Genomic DNA, 26,706 nt, shown 5'->3' on the forward strand with positions numbered 1-26,706 from the left:
ATGCCAGACCTGGTGCACGACGAGGGCGTCCCAGCACCGACGCCATACTGACGTCATGGGGCAGACCGGTCTACCTCCGGCCCTCCGGACAGTGTGAGCGCACCCGGCAATTTCGCGTCACGCGTTGAGCTGTTGCCGAATGAGCGTGTCGATTCGCTGCCATGCAGGGGACGAGGCGTTGACCGTGCCTTGGATCAGTGAAGGGATGCCGGAGTCCTCATCCAGGTGGGGTAGCTCCTCGGAGCCGTAACGAGCCTTGGTCGCCTCGACAATGCGGCGGGCGAGGTCGTCGATGCGGGGATCCTGGGCGTCGAGGTCGTGCGCGTGGTCGTAGTCGAGGAAGAGCTGCCGTAGGGCCGGCTCGGCCAAGGACTCGGCCTGGTCGTGGAACAGGGTGATCGCGTGGTCCGGGTGGGTGGCGAAGACGAGGATCCACAGGTCGCGTTGCAGATCGACCCACCGCGGGGTGAATCCCCAGCGGGCCAAGTGCTCCAGGTGGGCAGCGACCTCGGCAGGTACCGGTGCCAGCTGCCCGGCGACAAGTCGGCGAAGGCGCGCCTGTGTCGCCCGCAGGTCGCGGATGCGCGTAGTGAGCTCCTCGTCGATCTCGCTCAACGCCTCCCGGAACTCCGCGTCGGTCGCCGATCTCAGCTCTCGGATACGGGCCAGGGGGACGCCGGCTTCGGCGAGCGTCCGGATTTTGATCAGGTCGATGGCGTCGCTGGCGTCGTATCGCCGGTACCCGGACGCATCACGGTCGGGCTCGGGGAGCAGCCCCTTGTCGTGATAGACGCGGATGGTCTTGATCGATACTCCGACATACGCGGCCAGCTGCCCGATGGTGATCACCCGGCCATCGTCGCACTTGACCTTTCCCCTGGGGCAGGGTCGCACCATGGCGTCATGGAGAACACGAATATCGATCGGGAGACCCTGCGCGAGCTGGCCGACGAGGGCAACGAGTCCGCGTTGGACCGGCTGGCCGACCTTGTCGACGCAGCCGGTGACCTCGACGAGCTGAGCGAACTGTTGGACGAGGGATCCCTGCGCGCCGGGTTCCTCCTCACCCGACGCGCGGTCGCGGCCGGCGACCTGCGCGAGCTGCAACGCATCTCCGACGCTGGGTACGACGAGGCCGGGAGTGAGCTGGAGCGGCTGTTGAAGGCATCGGCTGACGAGTACCGGGACTGACCCCGGCACGCCCGTGTCAGGTGGTCGTCCCGGCCGCCAGGTCCGGGAGGGACGGCGGGGAGCCGTCGGCCATGCGCAGGCTCACGGACATGGTCAGCCCGCCGCCGGGGGTGTCCTCGGCCGTCACCGTGCCGTCGATAGCTTCCGCGAAGCCCCGCGCCACTGCCAGGCCGAGACCGACGCCCGCGCCGCGCGGGGCGTCGCCGCAGCGCTGGAAGGCGCCGAAGATGCGGTCCTCGACCTCGTCCGGGACTCCGGCTCCGCGGTCGACGACCCGTAGGTCGACGCGGTCGGCCTGAGCGCTCGCCGAGACGAGTACGGGCTGCCCGGGCGGGCTGTGCTTGACCGCGTTCTCGACGATGTCGGCGACGGCCCGTTCCAGCAGTCCGCGGTCGACGGCGACCATCGGCAGCGTCTCGGGGATGTCGGGGTCGACGCTGCCCTCGCGGACGCGGAGCAGTGCCATCGGCACGACCTCGTCGAGGTCGGTCTCCCGGATGACGGCGGTGACGGCGGTGACGGTACCGGTCTCCAGGCGGAAGACGTCCAGCAGGTTGCCGAGGGAGAGTCGGTCAGCACCCTCATCGCCGGCCCCCCGCCCGGCGCCCCCGTGCCGCCCATCCTCCCGCCCCAGGACGGCTTCCTGTTCCTGGACCGCGACAAGTTCGCCGCCTCTGCCCACAGCCAGGAGTCCAGGAGTCATTGCCATGGAAAGGCCGACCCGCCGCACGCTGGCGGTCGCCGCTGCGGCTGCCGCTCTGGCGACCCTCATGCCCACCGTCTCCGCCGCCATCGGCCCGACCGCCACCGAGGCCGGCAGCGCCCCGGAGGCGTCTCCGAGACCGACGGTGGTCCTGGTCCACGGAGGATTCGACGACAGCTCCAACTGGAACGGCGTCATCGCGCGCCTGCAGAAGGACGGCGGTCCGGTCGCCGCCCCGGCCAATCCCCTGCGCGGCCTGCCGACCGACTAGACGTACCTCTCCAGCGTCCTCGACTCGGTCCAGGGCCCCGTCGTCCTCCTCGGCCACTCCGCGCTGACGTGCCCGGGCCGCCGCCGGCACCGGGATCTCGGCGCCGGCGGCGGCCTGCCTGTTGCTCCACGTGCTGTAGGGCCGTCGTCAGGCCTCCCGGGTCAGGAGCCCAGTGCGTCCTCGACGGTCTGCTGCCAGTACGTGACCGTCAACGAGCTGTCGTAGTAGATGCCCTTCGCCGGAATGGACGGTGTGGCGGACGCCCCGCCGCTGCTGAGGGGTGTCCGCCCCTGGAAGGCGATCGTGAGCCGCTTTCCGTTTGTCCCGCCCTCGCCACTGCCGTCGGCTGCCGACAGCATGGCCCCCGCGTAGCCCGACTCGCCAGGCGCGAGGGACACCACGGCCTGCGGCTTGGTGTCCTCCCGCGCGGCCGGTGCCCACTGCATCTCGTCGAACCGGACCACCGGGTAGTACGTGAGATCGCAGAGCTTCGAGCCGGTGTTCTTCACCGTGATCAGCATGTGGTTGAGGGGACGGGACACTGTCTGGACGGTGACTGCGGTGTTCGAGCCGTTGCACGAGACACGATCGGCCGCAGCAGACGGCTTGGCAGAGCGCTTCGCGTCTCCTGGTTCGCTCCCGCTCGTCGCGCCGCCGCCGGTCGCCTGTGAACCGCCGCTGCTCGTCTCGAAGCTCGGGGCCGGGGTGCTCGGCTTCGTCTGCTGCCCCGTGGGAAGGCTCTGGGTGTTCGACGCGTCGCGCGGCGACGACGACGGCGGCGATGAGGGCGACGGCGCGGCCGTGGTGGAGCCCGGGGCGGCCCCGCCTCCCTCGTCCTTGACGCCTGTGCCGCTCTGACACGCGGTGAGGGCGAGCGCTGCCAGGGCGACGGCGGCCGCACTCGCGACGCGTCGGGAGTGCGGGGGCCGAAGGGTACGGGCGGTGCTCGTGGGGCGGGTGCCACGGATGGCGAACATAGCGATTCCCTCTCGTACGACAAGCCGTGGGTGGCCGGTTGAAGCCGGTCGCCCAGGGCGCTGTGCTTGGATGACCTGAGCTTGTGGGGAGTTCCGTCCCAGCTGCCAGACCCGATGGACGGTCAGGGATGCTGGAACACAGAAAGGGGCTCTGAGCTGCTGAAACAACCCGCCCCTGGGACGTGGGACGGGACACCGGGGTGGGAGGAACAGTGTCGGAAGACACTGCTGGGGCCGAGTTCGCCAGGCTGCTGCGGGAGTTGAAGGACCGGTCCGGGCTCAGCTACGGAACGCTCGCCAAGCGACTCCATATGAGCACGTCGACTCTGCACCGGTACTGCTCCGGCGATGTCGTACCGATCGAGTACGCACCGGTCGAGCGGCTCGCCCGCCTCTGCAAGGCATCGCCCGAGGAGCTCGTCGAACTGCACCGGCACTGGGTGCTGGCGGACGCGAACCGTCCACGCAGGGGCACCGAGCCGGACGTCAAGTCCCCGGCCGGCGCTGCCCCGGTGGCACAGGCGGTCGCGCCGACCCGCGCGCCGCAGGAGACGGGTGCGAGCGTGCCACGGGAACCCGGAACGCCTGCGCCGAAGGTGCGTCACCGGCGCAGGGCCGTCATCGCCGGGATCGCCGCGGCGGTTGTCGCGGTGGCCGTCGCCGGGACGATCGCGCTCACCACGAACCTGCCCGCTGGAAGCACGGACGCCCGAAACGGCCCGACCGGTGCTACCGGTGCTACCGGTGCTACCGGGACCCCCTCCTCCGCCGGCCTCGGCGGGGGCACCGGATCGCGTGCGCCGCTGAGCGTGACCACCCTGCCGCACACGTGGGAATCGCCCTGCGGCCAGCACTATCTGATCGACAAGCCCCCGGCCCAGGTCTCTCCGCCGCCTGTGGAGCAGGACGCCCCCGCGTGGGTGGCGGCGTCCGGAGCCGTGCCCGCGGGCGAGCAGTACGTCACGCTGACAATTCAGGGCTCGGGCAAGGAGACGGTGGTCCTGGACGGCCTCACTGTCCGTATGGCCGCCAAACGGGCGCCGCTCGCCTGGAACGACTACGCCATGGGGTACCCGGGCGTCGGCTGCGGTGCCGGAGTCCCGACCCGCTCCTTCACCGTGGCTCTCGACGCCACGCGCCCGTCCGTCGTCCCCGAGGCGGGGCAGCCGGACTTCCCCTTCAAGGTGAGCGAATCCGCTCCGGAGGTCTTCTACATCAAGGCCGACGCCTCCGCCTACGACGTCAGCTGGTACCTGGAGCTGACCTGGTCGAGCGGCTCACGCCACGGCACACTCAAGATCGACAACAAGGGCAAGCCGTTCCGTACGAGCGGACACAACGGGCGTCCCGGCTACGAGTTCCCCCTCGGCGGTGACGGGTGGGTCCCCGAGGGGACCACCCTCTGAGCGGGCGACTCGGGTCCGGGCATGAGGACTTGCAAGGTGCCGCAGCAGGTCGACGACGAGTGGGACGCGTACTGGCGCACCCACACGCTCGACGCGGACGGAAAGATCGTCGACGTGCCGTGACGATGCTCCGCGCACGTCGGCGGAAGGGCGCTCGCTCCTCGGCCCGGCGGCTGGGGGAAGACCACTCGGAGTCTCTGGACGCGCTGCCGATGGACAGGAACCCGTCCCGGCGGAACATGAGCCGGGCTAGATTCGGTGGGCAGATGTGAACCGCGCCGGGGCGGGTAACGTCCATCTCCCAGATCTGGATCTCGCGACTCGCCGCCACATGGCGCAGGTGCTGCCGTACTCCGTCTTCCAGGGTTTGCCGCACGACCGGGACGGGATGGACCTGTTCACCCGGCCTCCCCAGTCGGCCGACCATCTCGGACTCGGCCACTCGGCCGGCCACAACTCGGAGATCTCCCGGGGCAGTCCACCGGATTCCCACGCCCGCAGCGTCGCCACGGCCTCATGTCTGCTCGCCTCGGCGAGCGTGGAGGTCCTGATAAGAGGTGACGCCGCTGAAGTGCCTGAGCAGCAACACCAACCGTTGCTGCTCGGGCAATTCCTCCACCGCGGCCCAGATCCAGTCGCGCATCGCGTGCTGCTCGACGAACCGCTCGGGATGCCCCACGTCGTCTCTGCGGAGGCACGGGGACTGAAGTCCGGCGAGGCCTGGTGATTCCCGTATGGCACGCAGGCGCATGCAGCAAGCATTGCGCACGACCGCACGCAGCCATGCGCCCACTGCCACGGGATCCCGCACGTCACTGATACGGCGCAGGGCAGTCAACGCGACGTCCTGCACTGCATCTTCGGCATCCGGGCCGTAGCCGAGCACACTCAGCGCCACCGCGCGCATCGGCGCCTGATGGCGCGCCAGCAGCAGCCCCAGGGCAACGGCCTCTCCGGCCTGGGCCCTGCGGGCGAGGTCCTCGTCCGTCGGACCCGTCTGCGGGTCGAGAGCTGTCATGTCTCCGAACGCCTCCGTGACTACCCGTCACGAACTCGGCTCCTGGGAGGAGTTGGAGCCCTCCTACTCCCAAGCGGGCATGCGCGCAGGTAGACCTGGGAGCAAACGGCCGCGACCGTCGCGGGCGGGCGTGTGCTCCAGTGGTCAGGCGTCGAACTCGCGGCGGGCGGTCTCGATGTGCCCGAGGTAGCGGTGGGTCCAGTCGCACAGGCCGTCGATCGTCACCCGCAGAGCGTGACCCGGCTCGGTGAGGGCGTACTCGACCCGCGGCGGCACGACGGGGTGCACCGTCCGCACGAGGAGGCCGTAGCGCTCCAGCATGCGCAGGTTCTGGGTGAGCATCTTGTGACTGATGCCCTCGATCTCGTCGCGCAACTCGCTGAAGCGCAGGGTGCGGTCCCCCACTGCCTCGATGATCAGGAGCGCCCATTTGTTGGCGACGTCCGAGAAGATCTGCCGCGCCAGGGAGTCCGCGCGCCGAAGGTCCGCGTCGTCGGGCGAGCCCGTGAACTGCTTGGTCACCATCTGGTTCCCCAGTCACCGAAAAGTGCGTTCTTCCATGTCAGCGGCCACTCTCCTACGGTTTCTGAGTAACCACAAGAGAGTGTCAGGAAGGACGGAAACCATGACCATCACCCTGATGAACCCCAGCGGACTGCCGGAGATCCCGGTGTACCGGCAGGTGTCGGTCGCGACCGGAACGAAGCTGGTCTTCGTCGCCGGCCAGGTCTCATGGAACGCCGACGGGGTCACGGTCGGCGCAGGCGACCTCGCCGCACAGGTCGAGCGCTGCTACCTCAACGTCGGCACCGCGTTGGCCGAGGCCGGCGCCTCCTTCGCCGACGTGGCGAAACTGACCCTCTACGTCGTCGACTGGACCCCCGACAAGATGCCCCTGGTCCTCGACGGCATCGCCCGGGCATCCGCGCAGCTGGCCATCACCCCCATGGCGCCCGGCACGCTGATCGGCGTCGCGGCACTCGACGTACCCGAGCACCTGGCCGAGGTCGAAGCCACCGCCGTCGTCGACTGAGCTGCGACCCCGAACCGGCTCTCGACGCCCACCGCGCGGGATCACAGCACGCCGACCGATGGCGAATCCTAAGCGCTCAGTTCGCGTAGGCGGTGATCGCGTGGCCCTCGGGGCCGAGGAAGGTGAACATCCTGCCGAACGGGCCGTCATCCGGCCTCGTGACAATGGCGATTCCGGCGACCTTGAGGCGGTCATGAAAGGCCTGGGCGTCACTGGTCCCGCCCCACGGCGAGACGCCAACACCGGACCGCTCCGCACTGTCGAGGTCCACGCCCGGCAGGGGCTCGCGGACCGCGAACGCGATCAGTTCGGCGGCGAACACCACGGCCCCGGGGGCGAGGACGGTGCCCGGCGGAGCCCGAGGTGGGTCTCGTAGAAGGCGGCAGCGGCATCGCGCACCTGCAGGGCAACGACATCCGGCCCGGTGACGGAATCGGTAGTGGTCATGGGAACTCCTCAGCCGGGGCTCGTGTCAGGACTTCGACATAGGAGACCGTCCGCGTCGCGCAGCGCATCCTTGCGCTGGCCGCGGCAATCTGGCACAACCACAGGACCGCGCAGCCTGCCATGCGATCTCTGATCGCCTACGACCACTGATCACATCGGAATCACTCGCCTACAGCGTGCTGAAGTGGGGAACTACCTCGGGGCTCGGTGCCGTTCTCCCGGCATGAACTACCTACGCGCAACCCCTGACATCCTGCGATACACCGCCTTCTCCGACAATCCAGAGGGAGGCAATCCCGCCGGAATCGTTCTCGACGCCACGGGCCTCGGCGACGAGGAGATGCTGGCGATCGCCGCCGAAGTCGGCTACAGCGAGAGCGCGTTCCTGACAGCGGCGTCCGAGGAAGCGGGATCCGGCGCTTCGGACGCCGGGCGCGCGTACACCATCCGCTACTTCAGCCCCAAGGCGGAGGTGCCCTTCTGCGGTCACGCCACCGTCGCGACGGCCGTGGCCCTCGCTGAGCGCATCGGCCCCGGCGACCTGGTGTTCACCACGCGTGCCGGGACCGTGCCGGTCACCGTGACGCGGGAGGGCGGGACGCTGCGGGCGACGCTCACGAGCGTCGAGCCGCACATCGAGGAGATCGCGGCCGATGACCTGGCAGAGGCACTCGCAGCCCTCGACTGGCCGGCCGACGACCTCGATCCCGCCCTGCCTCCCCGCATCGCCTTTGCGGGCGCCCGCCATCTGATCCTTGCCGCCGCGAGCCGAGAGCGCCTGGCCCGCCTGGCGTACGACTTCGCCCGCCTTGAGGCCCTGATGCACCGGCTCGACCTGACGACGCTGGAGTTGGTCTGGCGCGCCTCTGCGGAGGTCTTTCACGTCCGCGCCCCGTTCCCGGTGGGCGGTGTGGTGGAGGACCCGGCGACCGGGGCGGCGGCCGCCGCCTTCGGCGCGTACGCCCGTGAGCTCGCACTCGTGCCCGAGGCGACGGTCCTCACCCTCCACCAAGGGGAGGACATGGGGCGTCCTGGCGTCCTGACGGTGGAACTGCGGCCGGGCGACCGTCGGATCAGGGTCGGCGGCGCAGGGGCCCGCATCTCGGCCTGATCCAAGCGAGAGGCCCTGACCGATCAAGTCCGCCGGCTACCGGCCCAGCCCTCGTTCCCGGCATAGCAGCCGCCGGGGACGAGGCGCTCCGCATGTGAACGGGTGGCTACCCGATCCGGATGATGTCCAGTGCAGGACGGGTTCTGGGTGTGGCGGTCACGCGGGCGGAACTCCGGTGGAGGGCCGCTGGGCGCTCTGGCACTGTCCCCGGCCCCCGGCCAAGGAGTTCCCGCCCGTGCTCGACGCCTTCGACCGGCTCCTGGACACGGTCGGAGGCCGTGTCGGCCTCGCAGGCCGGGAAGACCGAATGCGCTCCGGGCCGCCACCAGCCTTTCCCGGCCCGCTCGGCCGTACTCCGGCCGGGAGCGCCCCCCGCAGCTGCGCGCGGCGTTGTGGCCGGCATGGGCTGATGGACCGGGCACGGCCCGGGCATCGAGGAAGAACGCGGATCAGGTTACGGAGAGGGCGTGACGGGCTGATGACGGCTGCCGAGGGTCAGTCGCCCCCGCAGCCGCCACTCGACCCGCAATTGGAGCCGCAGCCGACCCCGTTGTGCCGGTCACCGAAGCCGCTCCCGCGCCCCCGGGTCGACGAGCCGCGCGGTGGGTTCCTGCGGCGCTCCTCCGCCTCGCGCTGCGCCTCCCGGTAGCGCTCCGCCTTCTCCCGGCCCTCGCGGAGCCGCTCACGCTGCCGCGCAGGGCCGTCCGCCGGTTCCCATGGGCCCAGCCCGTGGCGGCGGTCCGGGCGGAGCGGGGCAGCGGTCACGGTCGCGTACATCCGCCCCATCTCCTGGTAGCGGTGGTATTCGGCACAGGCGTATTGGAGGACGACTTCGTCGCCCTCCGCGGGGCTGCCGTACAGGACCGCTTCAAAAGGCTCGTGCTTCGGGTCGATGTCGTGGTGCCCGTTCCCCACTCCGTACGCCGAGCCGCTACCCAGAAGCCGCGTCCTGGCGCGGGTGTCTCTCTTGCGGGGAACGTACGCGATCAGGGGGGTCGCCGAACGGGTGCGGGCGTCCGCGCACACCCAGTGGCGCCCGTCCGCCCCGGCTCGCACGCCCACGATCAGGGCCGGCTGCGGCTCCCCGTGCAACCGCCGGGCCGCCCGGTGGGCGAGCTGGCCCCGGCCGTAGAGGGTCGTACCGGCCACAAGGAGCACCAGAGCGATGCCCTGCTGCCCGACGGCGTCGTAGGCAACGCCGGACACGGTCGGTTCCCCGAACAGTCCGTCGGCGAGGATGGCTGCGGCGACCAGGCAGAGCGCCAGCCCGAGGTAGACCCGCTGGTGTCCGCGGTGGCCGTCCGACTCCGGAGTGCCTTCGGGCAGCGGGAAGCGGCGCACTCCCGCAACGGCAAGGGCCAGGGCCCGCTGTCGGCGTCGGGCCCGCAGCCGCAGACAGCCTCCTGTGAACGCGACGACGCAGACGGCGAGGACGACCAGCCACCCGGCCCTCGCCGGTTGGTCCACGTCGCCGGGCCGGGCCAGAGTCAGAACCGCTTCCACAGCGACGAACACGGACGCCGGTATGGCCGCGACCGGAACGTACCGATACCAGAGCGGCAGGGCGGTCAGCAGGATCAGGCCCGGATACCTCAGCCAGTCCGTCCCGTCCCCGGGCCCGCTGTGCCACGCCGCGGACGCGGACGAGAGTCCGAACAGCAGGACGTACGCTGCCGCCACCAGGACAGCCAGGACCCAGCCGCCCACGGTCGGGGCGAGAACGGTCGGGACCGCCGCCTTCCGCCACCGTTCGGCGTCGGCCACAGCCCAGGTGGCGACGCCGCCTCTGGACACGGACCGGGAGGCGACACCGTCCCCGGTCACCGACCAGGTGACGACACCGTCTCCGGGCAGAGTCCCGGGTGGCAGATGCTTGATGTGATACGCCGTCACCGACCCACCGCCACGCGCCCCCGTATGCCCATCCCGCACGCCCCCTGCGCTCGCTCCCCCATGCTTTCCCGGCCAGTCTGCCCGCGACGGTCCTCCGCCCCACCGCGGAGAGCGTTTTCCAGCCAAGCATTCCGGTCCGGTATCAACACGCTCACCGCCTGCCACCACCCCTTAGCCTCGCCGTTTCGGTTGGACGGTGAGTCCTCGTTGAGGGGTAACTTCCAGGTGTTCGACGCGTTTTCGGTGTTCAAGCATGGCGGAGTTCCGGCGCGGTGGTCAGGTTCTCCAGGGCCCCTCGGTCCGTGAGCGAGGCGTACCGCTTCAGCCACTTCGAAGCGCAGGAAACGGCGCGGCGCCACGCCACCCGACTGACCGCATGCGTCAGCGCCGTACGCACGCGCGTCGAGGCCATGCCGCCTGGCCAGCACCGAAGCCGAAGCATGGATCAGCTGGGCGGGGGCAGGTGCGTACCTCCCATCGCGCACACTCGGAGAAACGGCAGGTCAGCGGCCCTTTTCGGCGGGCTCAAGCATCGCCACGCACTCCACGTGGTGCGTCATGGGAAAGACGTCGGCTTCCAACGGCGAGGTTCGAAGGTGAGCCCTGCTCGTCGCCAGGCTTCTGCTCCACCATCGCAGGCAGTCACTCAGCGTGCCCTTGACAGTGCCTTCGAACCGGCTGCCGGCTTCTCCGACGTATCGTCAGAAGGGTGCAGCGCCGGGCCGCCCTGAAGCCCTCGTCCGTGGACCGCACCCGGCGACCGTCCGCCTGCCGACGAGCTTCGCACCGACAGAAGTCGGGCCGATACCGTCGGGCCTTCCCTGTTCCGGTCAGCGGTCCTCGGGTATTCGGACGACGTCACATCGAGGGGTTCGCCATCTTGCTCTGGGCACGCGTCACAGATCGTCCGGAGTACCGTCGACGGCCGGGCCGCAGCCCTCGGGGAGGTTGGCCGCGATCAACTCGTACGCCTCCTCCACGGTCCCGGCCACGCCGACGAGCGTGCGGTCGGATTCGCGCCGGACGCGGTAGCCGCCGGCGACCTGAGGGAAGGCGGTCGGCACGTCGTGTGTCCACGGGTACTGGGTGCACCGGCTCAGGTAGAGGACGCCGTGGCCGACCATGGGGAACAGCTCGCGCAGGGCCGGATGGCCGCAGGCGGTGCGGGGAACGATCGGATCGACGCGTTCCGGGCCGTAGGCCAGCACCGTCGCCCATTCCGCGGCCACGATGTCTCGTGCGTTCTGGGTCTTCTCGTCGTCGGCCATCAGTCGGCGTTCCTCAGTTAGTCGGGGAGTTCGCTTCTCAGGTTCTCCGGAAGTCTGGACAGGTCCGTCCGGGGCGGGCTCACCCGTCTCATGCGCGGCGACGTCATCCATGACCTCGGCCAGGCGGAGAAGGGCCTCGGCCCGGACACGGAGCTGTGCGTGAGCCCTGGCGAGTACGAGGACGGTCTCCAACCGCCGCGGCGGCCGTCGTCGCGGCGGTCTCCCTCTGGCCGACGGAGCTCACGACGCTGCGCGAGCAGAACCTGTGCCTGGGGATGCTGACGGAGGAGACCACGGGCCTGCTCCAGGACGGCGAGGGCGGGGCCGTTCTCGCCGACGAGGACGAGAGCTCGGGGTCCGCCGCGAGATCGGGGAGGGCCTCACGGGCAGGGTGGGCCCGCGGCAGAGCGGGGTCCTCGTCGGACGGAACCGGGACAGCACGTCGCTGGTCAAGGAGTCGCGGACCGTGATCCTGGAGGCTGTCGACAACCTGGTCAAGCCGTACGACTGCGCCGCGTGACCAGTCGCCCAGGCCGAGGTCAGGTCGCGCAGCGGGGCTCCCTGATCGCAGAGTGGAGGGAACGAGTCCGTTCTGTCCGGGTTCCGGGTGGGTAGGTGGTGGATAGGTCCCCCTGAGGGAGGCTGACCCGATGCCGTGGTTCGTATGGCTGCTCGCCGCCGGGGTGCTCGGTGTCGCGGAGTTCTTCACCCTGACGCTGGTTTTCGGGTTGCTGGCGGGCGCTGCGCTGGTTGCCGCTGTCGTCGCTGGTGTGGGTATCGGCCTTCTCGGCCAGATCGTGGCGCTCGGAGTGGCAGCGGCGGCGGGTCTCCTCATCGTCCGTCCCGTCGCGCTGCGGATGGCGCGGACACCCCTCACGCGCGAGGGCAGCGATGCGCTGATCGGGAAGCGTGCCGAGGTGATGCAGGAGGTCACCGCGAGCCACGGTCTGATCAAGATCTCAGGTGAGGAATGGTCCGCCCGCGCTCTCGACGAGAGCCTCGTGATCCCGGTGGGCGCGCTGGTGGATGTCATGGAGATCGAAGGCGCCACCGCGGTCGTCTACCCCCGCGAGCTCCTTCCGTGAACGACTGAACACCTCGCAACGGAGGAATTGTGGATCCGGTTCTCATCCCGATTCTCGTGGCGGCGATCGTTGTCGTCTTCCTCATGGCCGCCACGGTGCGGATCGTCCCGCAGGCGCGCCGCTACAACATCGAGCGGTTCGGCCGGTACCGGCGGACGCTGCAACCCGGCCTGAACTTCGTCGTGCCGGTGGCTGACCGCGTCAACACCAAACTCGACGTACGCGAGCAGGTGTACTCGTCCGCACCCAAGCCGGTGATCACCGAGGACAACCTCGTGGTGAACATCGACACCGTGCTCTACTACCAGATCACCGACCCGCGGGCGGCGGCCTACGAGGTCGCCGACTACCTCCAGGCAATCGATCAGCTCACCGTGACCACGGTGCGGAACGTCATCGGCTCCATGGACCTGGAGCAGACGCTCACCTCACGTGAGGAGATCAACGCCCGGCTCCGCGCAGTCCTCGACGACGCCACCGGCAAGTGGGGCATCCGCGTCAACCGTGTCGAGATCAAGGCCATCGATCCGCCGAACACCATCAAAGAGGCGATGGAGAAGCAGATGCGGGCCGAGCGGGACAAGCGCGCGGCCATCCTGCACGCCGAAGGGGAACGGCAGGCCAAGATCCTCACCGCGGAGGGCACGAAGCAGAAGGACATCCTGGAAGCACAGGGCGCGCAGCAAGCCATGATCCTGCGAGCCGACGGCGAGGCGAAGGCGGTGGAGCGCGTCTTCCAGGCCGTCCATCGCAACAACGCCGACCCGAAGATCCTGGCCTACAAGTACCTCGAGACGCTCCCGCACCTGGCGAAGAGCGACAACAACACGTTCTGGGTGATCCCGGGCGAGCTGACCGAGGCCGTCCGTGCCGTCACCCACGCGTTCGGAGACCGGTCGACGATGGGTCTTCCCGCACCTGCGCAACCGGAGGAAGCGACCACCACCGATGCCGACGGCGCGCCGGACGAGGGCGGGGCACCGGAGCTCGAGGCAGGTTCGCCGCTTTCGCTCGACGCTGCCGCGGCCGCAGCCGAGGTCGCGAAGCGGGCCGACGCCGTGGTGAGCGACGCGAAGGCCGAGGCCGAGGCCGCGAGGACGGCCCAGCTACCGGGCCGGGGGCAGACGTCCGGCGATTGAGCGCCAAGGGTGTCGTCTCCCTCCGCGCTCGGGTCAGTTCGGGGACTCGTCGGGGACATCATCGGATCGTGACGCGTGGCGTCCCACCGGTCGCGCCAGGAGGCGGCGCGGGTCCGTGGCGCGGGTGACGGCCGTCTCGACGGCGGTGATGCGGTCGGCGAACAGGCCGAGGGCGGCGACCGCCCTGGCGGCGGGGTCGTCTCCGGAGCCTCCCGACGCCTGGGTGCGGGTGTGGGTGTGGGCGGTGGTGATCTCCGACCAGCGGGCGGCCTGGGCCGGCGTGAGGTGCCGCGCAGTTCGGCGAACTTGAGGAGGTTCGCCTCGGCCTCGGTGGCGAGGGGCTGGGCCACGTCGGTGTAGTGGTCGTCGATCACGGCGGCGAGTTCGGCGCCGTTCATGGCGGCCGAGATGCGGGCCGCGATCTTGTTCATGGCGCGGTACGAGCCCTGGAGCCGGAAGGGCGGTTCCGTGCGGGCCGCGTCGGTGCGGGCGGCCGAGGCGATGTACTCCTCGGTGACGCCCAGGACGGTCTCGCGGGCAGTGAGGAGATGCAGCTCCAGGTCGGACCGGTCGCGGCCGGCCAGCGGCGCGAGGACCGGGTGAGAGGTGAGGGCGTTCTCGACGAAGCTGAGCGCGAAAGCGCCCTCCTTGCCGGTGGTCTTGCCGTAGCCGGGCGGGAAAGGAGCAGCAGCAGCCCCTGGGGGTCGCTGCGCTTGGCGTCCCCGGCGGCACCGAGCTGCTTGGCGAGGTTGTCGACGATCAGCGGGAGGTAGACCTCGTCGACGAGCCGGTTGCGGACGAAGGACGACATCACGCGGGGGCGGTACCCGTCGAGCCGGAGCCGGGTGCGCTCGGCCGCGACGAGATCCGCCCGCTGCCGCTGGTAGGCGCGGAAGGCCGGTACGTCCGGCTCGGCAAAGGCACGCGTCCTGTCCAGGAACTCGTCCAGGCGCAGTTCCAGCGCGCGTCCCTTCACCCGGGGGTGGCTGCCCAGGAGGCCTGTGACCGTCGCCGTGGTCGGGGCGGCCACCTCGTAGCGTTCGAGGTCCCGGCAGAGCTCGACGGCGGCGGCCTCGGCGAGTACGCCCTCGTCGGGCTGCTCCCCGGAGGCCGTGGCGTAGGCGGTGAGCCAGGCCTCGACGAGGCGGAACGTGCCGAGGAGCGTCCGGGCCGCCTCCGAGACGGCGAAGCCCGCCGGCGCTGCCGTCCGCGCCGTGCTCGGCCAGCAGGCGGGCGGCGAGGTGTTCGGCGCGGTAGACCCGCGGCGACTCCCGACGGCGGCGACGTCACGGGGCACGCGGGCGTGCCCGGTGCGCACCCGGCCGGTGCCGGTCAGGCCGAGCTCGCCGGAGCCGAAGGCCGCGATACGGGCCTCGTCGAGGGTCCCGGCTCGCCTGTGCGGCGGGCCGGTCGCGCAGCACCGTGTACGTGTCCTGGCCGATTCCGGCGCTCATCTCGTTCCGCTCCTTGTACCGTGGTGGATACGGGTCCGGTGCCGGCCACTCCCCCGTTCGCCGGCACCGGACTCGCTGTGACCGCTCCCCCGGGGCGGTCAGCTCCTGGCGGCGCCGTTCAGCGCCGCGGTCTCGGCCGGGGGTGCGGTGGCCGGGCCGGGTACGTGTGCGTCGAGCCCGCCGGACTTCATGACCTTCGCGAGGAGCGCGGAGACTCTGAGGTTCTGCACGTCCGCGCTGGAGAGCGAGCCGAGCACCTTCGTCGGGTCCTCGGTGAAGGCGCCCTCGCCGTTCCACCACGGGCCGGCCAGCGCCTGCGCGGTCCGGGAGGGGTCCCGGAAGCCGTCGACGGACTTGTCGAGCCGGTCGAGGAAGACGGACACGCCATCGACGATGCTGATGTCGGCCTTCGCCAGGCCCGTGGCGAGCACATTGGCCTGAGCCTCCGCGACCTGCCGCTGCACTTCGAGGCCGGCGAGACGGATGTCCTTCTCGACCTCCAGCCTGAGCCGGTACTCCTCGTGCGCGCGGGACGCCTCGTCGAACGCGGCGACGGCGATCGCCTTCTGGTTGAGCCCCTCGGCCTCCGCCTTCGGCTTCTCGCCGATCGCCGTGGCCTCCGCGAGCGCCTTGGCCCGCAGCCCCTCGGCCTCGGCGCGCAAGCGGGCCTCGGTGGCCTCCGCCTCCGTTCGGCCGGTCTTCTCGATGGCGTCGGCCTCCTTCTTCCGTACCTGCGCGGCAGCGAGGCCTTCGGCAAGGCGGATCTTGGCGCGGGCGTCCATGTCGGCGGCATGGTGCCGGGCCTCGGCCAGGGTGAGTTCCTCGGCGGCCCGGTGCACGGCGGCCTGCTCGGCCGCCTTCGCCGCCTTGATGTCCTTGATGCCCTTGATGCCCTTGACCAGCTTCTCCTGTGCCTCCGCCTCGGCCGCGATGACGATCGCCTGCCGGGTACGGTCGGCCTCCTCGACCGTACGCAGCCGCTTGATCGACTCCTCCTGCTCGGATCTTGCGGATGCCCTGGGCGTCCAGGATGTTGCCCGGGTCGAGCTGCGCGAGCGGGGTCTGCTGCTCCAGATAGTCGAGTGCCGCGTCCTCCGGGCTTTAGCCGTTGAGGTCGATGCCGATGATCTCGATGATCCGGAAGCGCAGTTCCTCGCGCTTGGTGCAGAGGTCGGTGAAGTCGAGCCGCTTGCCGACGGTCTTCAGCGCCGACCGGGGCGGCTCCGGCATGCCCTCCGCAACACCCCTACAGCGTGTTCACGTCCAGGAGGCGGCTCGTGCGGGTGCTCGCGCCGGTCAGGGTGAGGGGGATGCCGAGGCTTCCGCACATGCGGTGGGCGCGGGCGAGGGCGCTGAGGGTGGCCGGGGTGGGGTCGGCGGCCGGGAGCGCGATGACCACGCGCGTCGGACGGTGGGTCTGGACCAGGGCTTGGATCTGGAGGGCGGCGGCGGCCCTGTTGGTGACGTCCAGGTCGCGGTGGAGCATCACGTGCAGGACGTCGTGGCGAACGGTGTGGCTGATGAGCATGGTGTCCCTCCGCGCAGGACGACGAAGGCCCGCAGCCGGACACGGTGGGGCATCGTCCGAGGATGCCATGGGGACAGGTCCGGGAGCGTTCTCGTGGCGCGCTCGGCGTGAAGTGTCGGTGGGGTGGCGTCGGGAGCGGCCCCCTGATTCACGTAGACGAATCGGCGGCGGGTGCCGACCAGGGCCTGTCCGGCGGATCAGGGTCGGCCCCGGCCGCGATCCGCCGGGCAGGCCCTAGGGTGGGGAGGACCGGAGTGACCGGTCGAGATTTCGAACGCGACCCCTCACCCACCAGGCGGTACCCATGAGCCAGTTCGACCTGCCCATCGACCAACTCCGTACGTACCGCAGCGCATCCGTGGAGCCCGAGGACTTCGACGCCTTCTGGGCGAAGACCCTCGACGAGACGCGCACGCACCCCCTCGACGCGCGTTTCGAGCGCGTCGCCACGGGGCTCGTCACGGTGGAGACGTACGACGTGACGTTCGCCGGGTTCGACGGTCAGCCGGTCAAGGGCTGGTTCGTGCTCCCGGCGGGCACCTCCGAACCGCTCCCCGTGGTCGTCGAGTTCCTCGGGTACGGCGGCGGGCGCGGACTGCCGCACACGCATCTGCTCTGGGCCTCCGCCGGGTTCGCGCACTTCGTGATGGACACCCGGGGACAGGGCAGCGGATGGGCCACCGGCGACACCCCCGACCCGGTCGGCAGCGCGCCTGCCTCCCCCGGTTTCATGACCCGGGGCATCGAGGATCCGGCGACCTACTACTACCGGCGGCTCTTCACGGACGCCGTCCGCGCCGTGGAGGCGGCGCGCTCGCACCCGCTGGTGGACGCGGGCCGCACGGCGGTCACCGGAGGCAGCCAGGGCGGCGGCATCACCCTGGCGGTGGCGGGGCTGGTACGGGATTTGGTGGCGGTGGCCCCGGACGTACCGTTCCTCTGCGACTTCCCGCGGGCGACGACGATCACGGACCGCACGCCGTACCGCGAGATCGGCACCTACCTCAAGGCCCACCGTGGCCGCGTCCAGCGGGCGCGGGACACGCTCGCGTACTTCGACGGGGTCCACTTCGCGGCGCGCGCGACCGCGCCGGCCCTGTTCTCGACGGCCCTGGAAGACCTGACGTGCCCGCCGTCGACGGTGTTCGCGGCCTTCAACGCCTACGCGGAGGAGGACAAGGAGATCGAGGTCTACGACTTCAACGACCACGAGGGCGGCGGCTCCTTCCAGCAAGCGGCCCAGCTTCGCTGGCTGCCGGGGAGGCTGCGCGCCTGAGGCCCTGCCCCGCGTCTCGCCCCCTTCCTTGGCGAAGCGCCGCTCGCCCCCTGGGTAATCAGCCGGACTGATCGTTGCTTCGGAGCTATCGTCTGCCGAACAAGGTCCGTACACCCGGGGGGGGTTGTGGTGAGACGACGGCTTCTCATGAGTGCAGCAGCCACATTGCTGGTGGCGCTGGCCGGATGTACGTCGGGGATGGAACCGTCGCGGGCATCCTCGAAACCTGTGACCGGGACGCCTTCGGCCACGATACGACCGGCGGTCACGCAACGGCCGTACGACAGGGCGCCGGCACGGCCGCTGGACAAGGCGGCGGCCGACAACCGTGACCTCGCTTTCCTGCGCGCGGCATTCTCTCCCCCAGTGCCGACGGGACACGAGGTTCCACCGTCCGACGAAGTCGCCGTCATTCATCGGCTGAGCGCCGAGACCGGGGAGCTGGCGTGGATGCCCGACGGGCGTACCTTCTGCTACGGCATGGTCCGGGAAGGCTACAGCTCGTTCAGATGCGGCCGGCTTCCCGAGGAGGCACCGGCGCCCGGACTGCTCTTCACGCATACGGGCGACGATGACCGGGCGGAGCGGGAGGGCGATCTCGACGAGGTCCGGCGAGTGGTCTTCGTGATAGCCGAGGGCGGTCCGAAGCGATTCGACCACGTCAAGCGCAGGAAGGGGATGGGACCGGTGCACCAGGCAGTCGCAAGGTTCCCCTCGGGCCGTATGGTCACCTTCCTGACGTTCGACCACCCCGTGCACGGTTGGGAGCTCGACCCGGAGGCCAGGATCTGCAGGAGCGACCGGGCGGTCTGCTTCCCGTCCGAGCCCGTACCGTACTGACAGGGCGGCGGTGCGCGGCCGGTGGCCGCACACCGTCTCAGCACCAGCGCCCGGTCTGCTCCCCCGCGCACCCGGCTGACCAGCCCCGTCTTCGGCTTGGCCTGCGCGGCATCCCGTCGCCGGCAGGCGGGGGCATAGGCAGCGCGCGGAAAGGCGATGCCCTGCGATGACGGGCCGTGGCACAGTCATCGGAACCGGCGGTCACTGGATTGGCTGGACGCGCCCGAGGCGTGATTCCGCGGCGAGTCCAAGCATGCTGAGTGACTCTTCTCTTCAACTCCCGTACCCGCTGCCCGAACGAGCCCGCCGACGACCAACACCGTCCGCGTCCACGTCCGCAGCGTCGTCATCGACGGCCGCCAGATGAGGGAGCCGTACGCCCACTGGCTCGCCGCACAGGTGGGACTCACGGCCATCGGACCCGCGCAACGGTCCTGAAGGCGGCCGGCCGACCCTCGGCCGTAACGCGCATGACGAGGAGTCCTGCTCCACCGGATGGGCATGACGGGCGAGCCGACGGTCGATGCCGACGTCGAGGCACTGGTCGAGAGGGTTCTGGCGCGCTCTCCGACCGTCCCGGGCCGGCTTAGGGCCTTTGCCTTGAGGCGGGCGGGCCTGTCTGCGCCGTCGCTTCGGAGACTCCGAGCCGGAGGGAGTGTGCGACTCTGCACGCACTGCGTCACGATCGCCCACCGGCACGCGCTCACCCACCTCACCCGGGCCTCGGCCGAGGAACCCCGGTGCAAGGGGAATGGCCTGGAGGCGCCCCAGCCGCCGGTCAGGCGGTCATCCGGCCACATACCGCTGCGGTTCAGCTGACCGATGCGGAGCAAGTCCCACACCGCGCCCGCCCCAGGCAGCGCGCCACCACCCCGAGGGCACCGGCTATCCGCGTTTGCAGTTAGGGCGCGCCTGCAACTATTGTGGAGGCACGTAAAGAGCTTACTCAAGCAATCACGGAAGGGGTGAGCCATGCCGCTCGCACTCCTCGCCCTGGCAGTCGGGGCCTTCGGTATCGGCACGACCGAGTTCGTCGTCATGGGGCTGCTGCCCGGGATCGCCGCCGACTACGGCGTCTCCATCCCCGCCGCGGGCCTCCTGGTCACCGGCTACGCACTCGGCGTCGTCGTCGGCGCGCCGCTGCTGACCGTCCTCGGCAACAAGGTGAGCCGCAAGCGGATGCTCATGCTGCTGATGGGCCTGTTCGTGCTCGGCAACCTGGTCTCCGCCCTAGCCCCGAGTTTCGGGATGATGCTGACCGGCCGCGTGATCGCCTCGCTCGCCCACGGCTCGTTCTTCGGCATCGGGTCCGTCGTCGCCGCCGGCCTCGTCGCCCCGGACAAGAAGGCCGGCGCCATCGCCACCATGTTCACCGGCCTGACGGTCGCCAACATCGTCGGCGTGCCGCTCGGCACCTTCATCGGGCAGGCAGTCGGCTGGCGCACCACCTTCGCGATCGTCGCCCTGCTCGGTGTGATCGGGCTGCTCGGCATCGCCAGGCTCGTACCCGCCATGCCCCGCCCCGAAGGCACCCACCTGCGCCGGGAGCTGAAAGCGTTCCGCAACCCGCAGGTGCTGCTCGCGATGGCGATGACCGTGCTCGGCTTCGGCGGCGTCTTCGCCGCGATCACCTACATCGCACCGATGATGACCGAGGTCGCCGGCTACTCCGACGGCGCGGTCACCTGGCTCCTCGTCCTCTTCGGCGTCGGGATGTTCCTCGGCAACCTGCTCGGCGGCCGGTACGCCGACCGTGCGCTGATGCCCCTGCTGTACGCCTCCCTCGGCGGGCTCGCGATCGTCCTCGCGCTGTTCACCGTGGCCGCCCACGACAAGATCCTCGCCGCGATCGCGATCCTCCTCGTCGGGGCGCTCGGCTTCGCCACCGTCCCGCCGCTGCAGAAGCGCGTCCTCGACCAGGCGCACGGCGCGCCCACCCTGGCCTCCGCCGTCAACATCGGCGCCTTCAACCTCGGCAACGCGCTCGCCGCCTGGCTCGGCGGCCTCGTCATCGCCGCCGGCTACGGCTACACCGCACCGAACTGGGTCGGCGCCCTCCTCGCCGCCGCCGCTCTCGGCCTCGCCATCTGGTCCGCCGCACTGGAGCGCCGGGCCCCGGCAGCCGAAGCCGCCCCCACCGTCGACACCGACGCCCGCATCCCCGTACACCACTGATCACCCCTCTTCCATCCCCCCACCACAAGGAAAGTGCCATCATGAGCCTCACCCTCCACGACGCCGAGACCCTGATCACCGCCGCCCGTCGCGCCGCCGACGCCGCCGGGGTCACCGTCAGCGTCACCGTGCTCGACGCCGGCGGCCACCTGCTCGCCTTCCGCCGCGACGACCGGGCCGTGCTGATCTCCGGCGAGACCAGCACGCGCAAGGCGTACACCGCCCTCCAGCTCAACGCCCCCACGGCCGACCTGGTCGACCTCGTCAAGCCCGACGGCCCGTTCCACTCGCTGCCCACCGCCCTCGACCGGCCGCTGCTCTTCATCGCCGGCGGAGTGCCCGTGCACCGCGACGGACGTCTCGTCGGCGCCGTCGGCGTGGGCGGCGGCGCCCCGGAACAGGACCACGCCTTCGCCACCACCGCACTCCAGGAGCTGCCCCGCTCCCGATGACGCCCAGGAGGTCTCGGTGACCAGGGCACGCCTGGTCACCGGCCCCGGTGCGGGTGCGAGCGGGGGCGCAACCGGGGTGGATTCAGCCGAGGTCGTTCTTCAGCGCTGCGATGTACGTGAGGATCGAGTGGTCGCGGACGCCGTCGCCGGCGGGGGCGAACGGATCGGCCGTCAGTCCCTTGGCCCGGTCCGTCAGTCCTGCCATGAGCGTCATCGACTCCCGCACCTTCCCGGAGGCGTCGATGTAGCGCAACGTGTCGACGTGGGTGTAGGCGGGCTCGGGTGGGAGCTGGGGGACGATGTCGTTGTTGTTGACGAAGCGGTGGATGCGTTTGGCGAGGCCCTTGTTGCAGGCCGCGGCGAGGCGACGGTCGCAGGTGCGGGGTTGGCCGGGAGCGGGCGACGGACAAGGAACGCCCGTCGACGCTGCCGCAGCTGGAGAAGGCGTCACGGACCCTCGCGCGGGCGGCGAAGATGCTGTTCGAGGAGCTGGAACTGGTCGAGAGCCATGGCACGGATCTGGACGCGGCGGCGCTGTGGCGGGCGCTGGAGGAGGTCGCCCCGCGGGCGGTGGTGATGAGCGCGGCCGCGCTGGTGGTCTCGCTGGTGCCGGAGGACGAGGACTCGGCGGCGGTCGCGATGCGGGCGGCGCTGGCGACCCGGTACAACACGGTGCGGCCGTTCCTGTCGCTACTGGGCGAGTCGAAGGCGCTGGACGCCGCGACCGGCGGGAAGCGGGTGCTGGCTGGGGTGAAGCGGCTGCCCGCACTGGCGCGGTGGCGGGTGAAGGACAAGCCGCTGCTGCCGCGCGAGGTCGACGACAAGCTGGTGCCGGCCGCGTGGCGCAAGACGGTGTACGCGAACGCCGGCCTGCCGCCGGGAGCGGTGCACAGGGACGCGTACGTGGTGTGCGTGCTGGAGCAACGGCACCGCGCGCTTCAGCGCAGGGACGTGTTCGCCTCTCCCTCGCACCGCTGGTCCGACCCGCGCGCTCGGCTGCTGGACGGCACCGAGTGGGAGGCCGTGCGGAAGGACGTCCTGGCGGGCCTGAGCCTGGACCTGCCGGTCGAGGAGCACCTGGCCACGCTGGTGACGGTGCTGGATGCGGCGTGGAAGCAGATGGCGGAGCGGCTGGAGACGGCCGGGCAGGACACGAAGGTCACCATCGAGGTCCCGCCGGGCGGCCGGGCGAAGCTGAACGTGTCCAAACTCGGCGCCCTGGGCGAACCGAAGTCCCTGACGTGGCTGCGGGGGCGGGTGGAGAGGATGCTCCCGAAGATCGACCTGCCGGAGCTGCTGTTCGAGGTGCACGGCTGGACCGGGTTCCTGGACGCCTTCGTGCACCTGGGCGACGGCACGACCCGCATGAAGGACCTGACCACCTCACTGGTGGCCCTGCTGGTCTCGGAGGCGTGCAACATCGGCATGACCCCGGTCATCAACCCCGCACATGATGCACTGACCCGTTCCCGGCTGGTGCACGTCGACCAGTTCTACCTGCGGGCCGACACCATCGCCGCGGCGAACGCCGCACTGATCGAGGCGCAGGGCCAGGTGCCCGGTTCAAGGACCTGGACGACCAGCGGTTCTGGCGCGCGTCCCTGCCCGGCGTCGTGACCGGTACGTACGGGCCGCTGGAGCCGCTGGCCCGCAACCGGGTCAACCTGAACAAGGTGATCACGCACTGGCCGGACATGCTGCGGGTCGCCGGATCCCTGGTCACGAACCAGGTCCGCGCCTACGACCTGCTGCGGATGTTCGGCCGCGAGGGCCACCCGACCCCGCTGGGCCAGGCGTTCGCCGAGTACGGGCGGATCGCCAAGACCGAGCACCTGCTCCGTGTCGTGGACCCGGTCGACGACACCTACCGCCGCCAGATGAACCGGCAGCTCACCGTGCAGGAGTCCCGCCACAAGTTGGCCCGCGACGTGTGCCACGGCAAGCGCGGCACCATCCACCAGGCGTACCGGGACGGCATGGAGGATCAGCTCGGCTCGCTCGGCCTGGTCCTCAACGCCGTGGTGCTCTGGACCACCCGGTACATCGACGCGGCTGTCGCGCAGCTCCGCGCCGAGGGCCACGAGATCCGGGACGAGGACATCGCCCGGCTCTCCCCGCTGAAGCACCGCAACCTCAACGTCTTGGGCCGCTACAGCTTCACCGCCTCCGCCCCGGTCGGCGGGGCCTTGCGGCCGCTGCGCGACCCGGACGCCGCCGGGCTTGACGATGATGACGACGGTGCAGCGGAGTGAGCGTCCCGGTCAGCTTCCGCAGCCGCAGCCGGTCGCGGACTCTGCTTCGCTTCGGCGGCTGTCGCCGAAGGGTCGGTGGCCTACTCGTCGTCTGTGCAGAGGTGGGTAGTCAGGGCCACACATGCCCACTCCTCCCAGGCGTCGGGGGACCAGCCCCGGTCGCGGACAAAGATCAGGTATAGCTCCGGACTGAGCAGCCCGTACAGCAGGTCGGCGGCGCGGGCGGTGTCGACGTCGGGGCGGGCGTCGGGCTTGGAGGTCAGCGCCTTCGCCGCGGCGTGCTGGACGGTGTAGCGCGGGTCGGGGCCGGCCGGCCACTGCGCGGCGATCTCCGGGTCCGTGGCGGCCGCAGCCGCGATCAACGGCATGATCGGGGCGACCCGGCCGAGGATGTCGCGTACACCCCGTACGTGGGCGCGCAGTTGCCCGGCCGCGGTGGGCTCGGCGCACGCGCCGCGGAACCAGTCGCGGTCCATCGTGGCGACCGGTTCGACGTCGCCCGCGATGGACGTGTCGACGACGTCCTTGAACAGCGCGCGCTTGTTTCGGAACACGAAGTACACGGTCTGGACGGCCACACCCGCGCGATCCGCAACCTCCTGAAGGCTTGTCGCACCGTACCCCTGCGCGACGAACAGCTCCCGCGCCGCCGCGACGATCTTCTCGCGGGTACGCCGCGAGCGTTCGGCCCTCTTGTCGGGGCGCTTGACGTTCTGTCCGTCGGATCCCTTGACCGCATCCATGCCGGGAGTCTATCTCTAGAGTCAGTCACTAGAGATGAACTCTAATTTCTTGGAGGGGTAGCGATGAGTGAGACTCAGACGGCTGCGGAGCTCGAGCAAGAGGGTTTTGTGCGCCGCGTGTTGGAGGACTTCTACCGGGACGGCAAGCCGCCGTGGGACAGCGGCATCACGCCACCCGAGCTCATGGCCCTGATAGAGGGGCCCGGTGCGCTGATGCCAGGCCAGGTCCTCGAACTCGGCTGCGGCACCGGGACCAACGCGGTGTACCTGGCCCGGCACGGCTGGCGAGTGGCGGCCGTCGACCTGGTCGACCGCGCGGTACGGCAGGCTCGGGAGAAGGCCGACGCTGCAGGAGCGGAAGTCACGGTGCTGTGCGGGGACGCCACCCGTCTCGACGAGGTGGGCGTGCCCGGCCCGTACGACCTGTTCTTCGACCTGAGCTGCTACTGCGGGATTCCACCGCACCGCCGCGACGCCTACGCCGCCGGCCTCACCAAGCGTGCCGCCCCCGGTGCGCGATTGCTGATGTTCGGGTACGGGCCCGGGGCGTTTGACGACTCGTGGTCCGGCGTCACTGCGGACGAACTCAGCGCCAGGTTCGCTGGGTGGCAGCTGGACGACGTGACGCCCGGCACGAACCCGGTCCCGACTTTCTGGTTCACGCTGCGCCGCGGCGCCGGCTCTGCATGAGCTCAGTCGCACCGGGCAGCTTCGGGCTGCGGCTGTCGCGCGCGGCCGTTCTCAAACGAACATCTGTGAGAGTTCTGCGAGAACCCTAGGAGTGATCACGTTTCCGCAGGTCGCCGTTCGCAGAAGTCCTCTCGAAACCGGCGTGTTGTGCGAGGCGGTTCCGAGAGACTGCCGCCATGGATCTCACGCCCGATCAGGCCGCATTGGCGGTGGAACGTCACGACTGCCCGAACTGTGACGCACCCGTCGGAAGCGCCTGCCGCACCCGGGGCGGGAAGACAGCCGCGAAGTACCACACCCCGCGTTTCGTCCTGGTCCCAGCGCTCCGCAAGGAACCGGAGATCCCCGTCCCCGCCGACCGGCTCCCCGGACGCGCGTGGAAGCAGGGCCCCGCGCTCGCCGCCGTCCCCGCGCCCCGCACCGAGCGGCCCGTCAGGATCGGGTACGCGAGGACGTCAACCGCCCGCCAGGAACTGGCGAGCCAGCTCGAAGCCCTCCACCGCGCGGAGTGCCACAAGGTCTTCAAGGAACAGATCAGCACCCGCATCAAGATCCGGCCCGAGCTCGAGAAGGCACTCGCACTGGCCCTCCAGTTCAAGGAGGCCGCCCCCGAGACGCCGGTCATCTTCACCGTCCACGAACTCAAGCGGCTCGCCCGCAACGCGGCCGAGCTGATGACCCTGTCCGCCGAGCTCCAGGCAGGTGGCATCCAGCCCGAACTCCTCACCGGCCCGCTCACCGGCGTCTACGACCCCAACGGCATGGGCGCCATGTTCTTCGCCGTACTCGCGGTGGCCGGGCAGATCGAGCGCAACTACATCCGGGAGAAGACCCTGGAGGGCCAGGTCACCGCGGCGGCCAAGGGGAACCACGGCGGACGCCCGAAGGTCATCGACGACGACATGCTCACCTTCGCCGTCGCCCTCAAGGACAAGGGCGTACCCGTCCCCGAGATCGCCAAGAAGCTGGTCATCAAGACTGGGAAAAACGCGGGCAAGCACCCCTCGATCGCCTCGCTCTACCGGGCGCTCGCCGAAGCTGAGGAGGGCGCGGTGGACGATGGCCCGCCTCTGCGGCCCAAGCCCGTCCGCATCCGCCGGCCCGGGGAGCCGCTCACCCCCGAGAAGATCGACCTCCGCGAACGTCTCCAGTTCCAGCCTCACCCGAACGTGGAGATCAGCAGCCGGAACCAATGATCAATCTCAGCGCCAACGGCTGTACGGATGTTCCCCATGGCCGCAACACCCTGCCGGCGATCGGGGCCTTCTCGCTGCCTGTCTGGCAGCCGACCCTCCGTACGACCGACCTGCCCGTCACCGTCCGATACACCACCACCGGTCGGTTCGGCACGACCGATCTCCAGGGCCGCCTGTCCACCTTCAGCCGCATCGTCCACACCATCGGCCAGGAGGCCGACCACCCCGGTGGCACAGCCGCGCTCCTGGGCTCCGGCACCCGGCTGTTCGCGATGCGCGGACCGGACGGTGTGGAGGTCAACGGCCTCGGGGACGCCCAGCGCACGCTGCGGGTCCTGGGCGCGGCCGGTGTCACCTCCGGCGTCCTGCGATTGACCGGGGCGGACCAAGCCGTACTGGCCGACATGATCAGGCGGCAAGCGGACGTCCTGCCGCCGGACGCCCGCGCCATCCATCCCGGCATCCGCTATCACGCCGGGCGGATCGCGGAGAGGAACCGCACCTTCGAGCGGCGACCGACAAGGTGAGCTCCGGGAAGCCCTCCAGCCGTACGCGCGT

The 26,706-nt window shown here is 70.5% G+C and carries 24 protein-coding genes and 7 pseudogenes; 18 read left to right on the top strand and 13 right to left on the bottom strand.

Going from position 1 to position 26,706, the window contains the following annotated elements; genetic code table 11:
- Nucleotides 1-117 precede the first annotated feature (117 nt).
- Complete coding sequence (locus tag OG357_RS04335; RefSeq protein ID WP_329619848.1) at nucleotides 118-849, bottom strand: MerR family transcriptional regulator; 732 nt, start codon at nucleotides 847-849, stop codon at nucleotides 118-120.
- Between the two features lie 54 nt (nucleotides 850-903).
- Between OG357_RS04335 and OG357_RS04340 the strand changes: the two genes are divergently transcribed.
- Nucleotides 904-1,191 carry a hypothetical protein gene (locus tag OG357_RS04340; RefSeq protein ID WP_329619849.1) on the top strand — a complete coding sequence of 96 codons (288 nt, stop codon included), beginning with the start codon at nucleotides 904-906 and terminating at the stop codon, nucleotides 1,189-1,191.
- Between the two features lie 16 nt (nucleotides 1,192-1,207).
- Here the strand turns inward: OG357_RS04340 and OG357_RS04345 are convergent.
- A pseudogene (locus OG357_RS04345) lies at nucleotides 1,208-1,777 on the bottom strand (sensor histidine kinase); the annotation flags it as partial.
- Between OG357_RS04345 and OG357_RS04350 the strand changes: the two are divergent.
- Both OG357_RS04350 and OG357_RS04355 read left to right on the top strand, forming a co-directional pair.
- Nucleotides 1,757-1,867: pseudogene (locus OG357_RS04350) on the top strand (alpha/beta hydrolase); the annotation flags it as partial. The pseudogenes OG357_RS04345 and OG357_RS04350 overlap by 21 nt on opposite strands.
- A gap of 31 nt (nucleotides 1,868-1,898) precedes the next feature.
- Nucleotides 1,899-2,165, top strand: a complete 267-nt coding sequence (locus OG357_RS04355; RefSeq protein WP_329619850.1) for a hypothetical protein — start codon at nucleotides 1,899-1,901, stop codon at nucleotides 2,163-2,165.
- A gap of 161 nt (nucleotides 2,166-2,326) precedes the next feature.
- Here the strand turns inward: OG357_RS04355 and OG357_RS38775 are convergent, their stop codons facing one another.
- Nucleotides 2,327-3,142, bottom strand: coding sequence for a DUF4232 domain-containing protein (locus OG357_RS38775; RefSeq protein ID WP_443066623.1), 816 nt, complete (start codon nucleotides 3,140-3,142; stop codon nucleotides 2,327-2,329).
- A gap of 212 nt (nucleotides 3,143-3,354) precedes the next feature.
- On the opposite strand from OG357_RS38775, the gene OG357_RS04370 reads away from it, so the two are divergent.
- Nucleotides 3,355-4,548: a helix-turn-helix domain-containing protein gene (locus OG357_RS04370; RefSeq protein ID WP_329619853.1), complete on the top strand. Its 1,194-nt coding sequence runs from the start codon at nucleotides 3,355-3,357 to the stop codon at nucleotides 4,546-4,548.
- A 514-nt stretch (nucleotides 4,549-5,062) separates the two neighbouring features.
- On the opposite strand, the gene OG357_RS04375 is transcribed toward OG357_RS04370, so the two are convergent.
- Nucleotides 5,063-5,566 carry an RNA polymerase sigma factor gene (locus OG357_RS04375; RefSeq protein WP_329619854.1) on the bottom strand — a complete coding sequence of 168 codons (504 nt, stop codon included), beginning with the start codon at nucleotides 5,564-5,566 and terminating at the stop codon, nucleotides 5,063-5,065.
- 144 nt (nucleotides 5,567-5,710) lie between these two features.
- Nucleotides 5,711-6,091, bottom strand: a complete 381-nt coding sequence (locus OG357_RS04380; protein WP_329619855.1) for a winged helix-turn-helix transcriptional regulator — start codon at nucleotides 6,089-6,091, stop codon at nucleotides 5,711-5,713.
- Nucleotides 6,092-6,191: 100 nt separating this feature from the next.
- On the opposite strand from OG357_RS04380, the gene OG357_RS04385 reads away from it, so the two are divergent.
- Entirely contained in the window at nucleotides 6,192-6,599 is a 408-nt protein-coding gene (locus OG357_RS04385; protein ID WP_329619856.1) for a RidA family protein, read from the top strand.
- Between the two features lie 76 nt (nucleotides 6,600-6,675).
- Here OG357_RS04385 and OG357_RS04390 read toward each other — a convergent pair.
- Nucleotides 6,676-7,046, bottom strand: a pseudogene (locus tag OG357_RS04390) (VOC family protein).
- A gap of 51 nt (nucleotides 7,047-7,097) precedes the next feature.
- On the opposite strand from OG357_RS04390, the pseudogene OG357_RS04395 reads away from it, so the two are divergent.
- Both OG357_RS04395 and OG357_RS04400 read left to right on the top strand, forming a co-directional pair.
- Nucleotides 7,098-7,196 (top strand): annotated as a pseudogene (locus OG357_RS04395) (IS982 family transposase); the annotation flags it as partial.
- 73 nt (nucleotides 7,197-7,269) lie between these two features.
- Nucleotides 7,270-8,157 (top strand): PhzF family phenazine biosynthesis protein, encoded by an 888-nt coding sequence (locus OG357_RS04400; RefSeq protein ID WP_329619857.1) that lies wholly within the window; start codon nucleotides 7,270-7,272, stop codon nucleotides 8,155-8,157.
- A 495-nt stretch (nucleotides 8,158-8,652) separates the two neighbouring features.
- Here OG357_RS04400 and OG357_RS04405 read toward each other — a convergent pair whose 3' ends face one another.
- Nucleotides 8,653-10,050: a hypothetical protein gene (locus OG357_RS04405; RefSeq protein WP_329619858.1), complete on the bottom strand. Its 1,398-nt coding sequence runs from the start codon at nucleotides 10,048-10,050 to the stop codon at nucleotides 8,653-8,655.
- Between the two features lie 896 nt (nucleotides 10,051-10,946).
- Entirely contained in the window at nucleotides 10,947-11,318 is a 372-nt protein-coding gene (locus OG357_RS04410) for a DUF6193 family natural product biosynthesis protein (protein WP_329619859.1), read from the bottom strand.
- A gap of 391 nt (nucleotides 11,319-11,709) precedes the next feature.
- Here OG357_RS04410 and OG357_RS04415 point away from each other — a divergent pair, with 391 nt between their 5' ends.
- From OG357_RS04415 to OG357_RS04425, 3 genes are all read left to right on the top strand, one after another.
- Nucleotides 11,710-11,838, top strand: coding sequence for a hypothetical protein (locus tag OG357_RS04415; RefSeq protein ID WP_329619860.1), 129 nt, complete (start codon nucleotides 11,710-11,712; stop codon nucleotides 11,836-11,838).
- 130 nt (nucleotides 11,839-11,968) lie between these two features.
- Nucleotides 11,969-12,403 (top strand): NfeD family protein, encoded by a 435-nt coding sequence (locus OG357_RS04420; protein ID WP_329619861.1) that lies wholly within the window; start codon nucleotides 11,969-11,971, stop codon nucleotides 12,401-12,403.
- A gap of 29 nt (nucleotides 12,404-12,432) precedes the next feature.
- Complete coding sequence (locus OG357_RS04425; RefSeq protein WP_329619862.1) at nucleotides 12,433-13,542, top strand: SPFH domain-containing protein; 1,110 nt, start codon at nucleotides 12,433-12,435, stop codon at nucleotides 13,540-13,542.
- Between the two features lie 33 nt (nucleotides 13,543-13,575).
- Here the strand turns inward: OG357_RS04425 and OG357_RS04430 are convergent.
- The 3 genes and pseudogenes from OG357_RS04430 to OG357_RS04440 all read right to left on the bottom strand — a co-directional run.
- A pseudogene (locus OG357_RS04430) lies at nucleotides 13,576-14,920 on the bottom strand (DNA repair ATPase); the annotation flags it as partial.
- Between the two features lie 174 nt (nucleotides 14,921-15,094).
- Nucleotides 15,095-16,205 (bottom strand): annotated as a pseudogene (locus OG357_RS04435) (hypothetical protein); the annotation flags it as partial.
- A 37-nt stretch (nucleotides 16,206-16,242) separates the two neighbouring features.
- Entirely contained in the window at nucleotides 16,243-16,524 is a 282-nt protein-coding gene (locus tag OG357_RS04440) for a hypothetical protein (RefSeq protein WP_329619863.1), read from the bottom strand.
- 304 nt (nucleotides 16,525-16,828) lie between these two features.
- Here OG357_RS04440 and OG357_RS04445 point away from each other — a divergent pair, with 304 nt between their 5' ends.
- The 4 genes from OG357_RS04445 to OG357_RS04460 all read left to right on the top strand — a co-directional run bounded on the left by OG357_RS04445 (nucleotide 16,829) and on the right by OG357_RS04460 (nucleotide 21,267).
- Nucleotides 16,829-17,800, top strand: coding sequence for an acetylxylan esterase (locus tag OG357_RS04445; RefSeq protein WP_329619864.1), 972 nt, complete (start codon nucleotides 16,829-16,831; stop codon nucleotides 17,798-17,800).
- 147 nt (nucleotides 17,801-17,947) lie between these two features.
- Entirely contained in the window at nucleotides 17,948-18,640 is a 693-nt protein-coding gene (locus tag OG357_RS04450) for a hypothetical protein (protein ID WP_329619865.1), read from the top strand.
- 972 nt (nucleotides 18,641-19,612) lie between these two features.
- Nucleotides 19,613-20,815 (top strand): MFS transporter, encoded by a 1,203-nt coding sequence (locus OG357_RS04455; RefSeq protein WP_329619866.1) that lies wholly within the window; start codon nucleotides 19,613-19,615, stop codon nucleotides 20,813-20,815.
- A 41-nt stretch (nucleotides 20,816-20,856) separates the two neighbouring features.
- Nucleotides 20,857-21,267: a GlcG/HbpS family heme-binding protein gene (locus tag OG357_RS04460; RefSeq protein WP_329619867.1), complete on the top strand. Its 411-nt coding sequence runs from the start codon at nucleotides 20,857-20,859 to the stop codon at nucleotides 21,265-21,267.
- An 82-nt stretch (nucleotides 21,268-21,349) separates the two neighbouring features.
- On the opposite strand, the gene OG357_RS04465 is transcribed toward OG357_RS04460, so the two are convergent.
- Nucleotides 21,350-21,718 carry a lipase family protein gene (locus OG357_RS04465; protein ID WP_443066624.1) on the bottom strand — a complete coding sequence of 123 codons (369 nt, stop codon included), beginning with the start codon at nucleotides 21,716-21,718 and terminating at the stop codon, nucleotides 21,350-21,352.
- Between OG357_RS04465 and OG357_RS38780 the strand changes: the two are divergent.
- Nucleotides 21,661-23,519: pseudogene (locus tag OG357_RS38780) on the top strand (Tn3 family transposase); the annotation flags it as partial. The gene OG357_RS04465 and the pseudogene OG357_RS38780 sit on opposite strands and share 58 nt — an antisense overlap.
- An 80-nt stretch (nucleotides 23,520-23,599) precedes the next feature.
- On the opposite strand, the gene OG357_RS04480 reads toward OG357_RS38780, so the two are convergent.
- The gene (locus tag OG357_RS04480; protein ID WP_329619870.1) at nucleotides 23,600-24,262 is read right to left on the bottom strand and encodes a TetR/AcrR family transcriptional regulator; all 663 of its coding nucleotides are present in this window, start codon (nucleotides 24,260-24,262) and stop codon (nucleotides 23,600-23,602) included.
- Nucleotides 24,263-24,370: 108 nt separating this feature from the next.
- On the opposite strand from OG357_RS04480, the gene OG357_RS04485 reads away from it, so the two are divergent.
- From OG357_RS04485 to OG357_RS04495, 3 genes are all read left to right on the top strand, one after another.
- On the top strand, nucleotides 24,371-24,952 hold the full coding sequence (locus tag OG357_RS04485) for a class I SAM-dependent methyltransferase (protein WP_329619871.1): 582 nt from the start codon (nucleotides 24,371-24,373) through the stop codon (nucleotides 24,950-24,952).
- Between the two features lie 176 nt (nucleotides 24,953-25,128).
- The gene (locus OG357_RS04490; RefSeq protein ID WP_329619872.1) at nucleotides 25,129-26,148 is read left to right on the top strand and encodes a recombinase family protein; all 1,020 of its coding nucleotides are present in this window, start codon (nucleotides 25,129-25,131) and stop codon (nucleotides 26,146-26,148) included.
- Complete coding sequence (locus OG357_RS04495; protein WP_329619873.1) at nucleotides 26,145-26,675, top strand: hypothetical protein; 531 nt, start codon at nucleotides 26,145-26,147, stop codon at nucleotides 26,673-26,675. Before OG357_RS04490 ends, OG357_RS04495 begins: the two co-directional genes overlap by 4 nt.
- Nucleotides 26,676-26,706 lie beyond the last annotated feature (31 nt).

Origin of the sequence: Streptomyces sp. NBC_01255, assembly GCF_036226445.1 — a bacterium.
Taxonomy (GTDB): Bacteria; Actinomycetota; Actinomycetes; order Streptomycetales; family Streptomycetaceae; genus Streptomyces.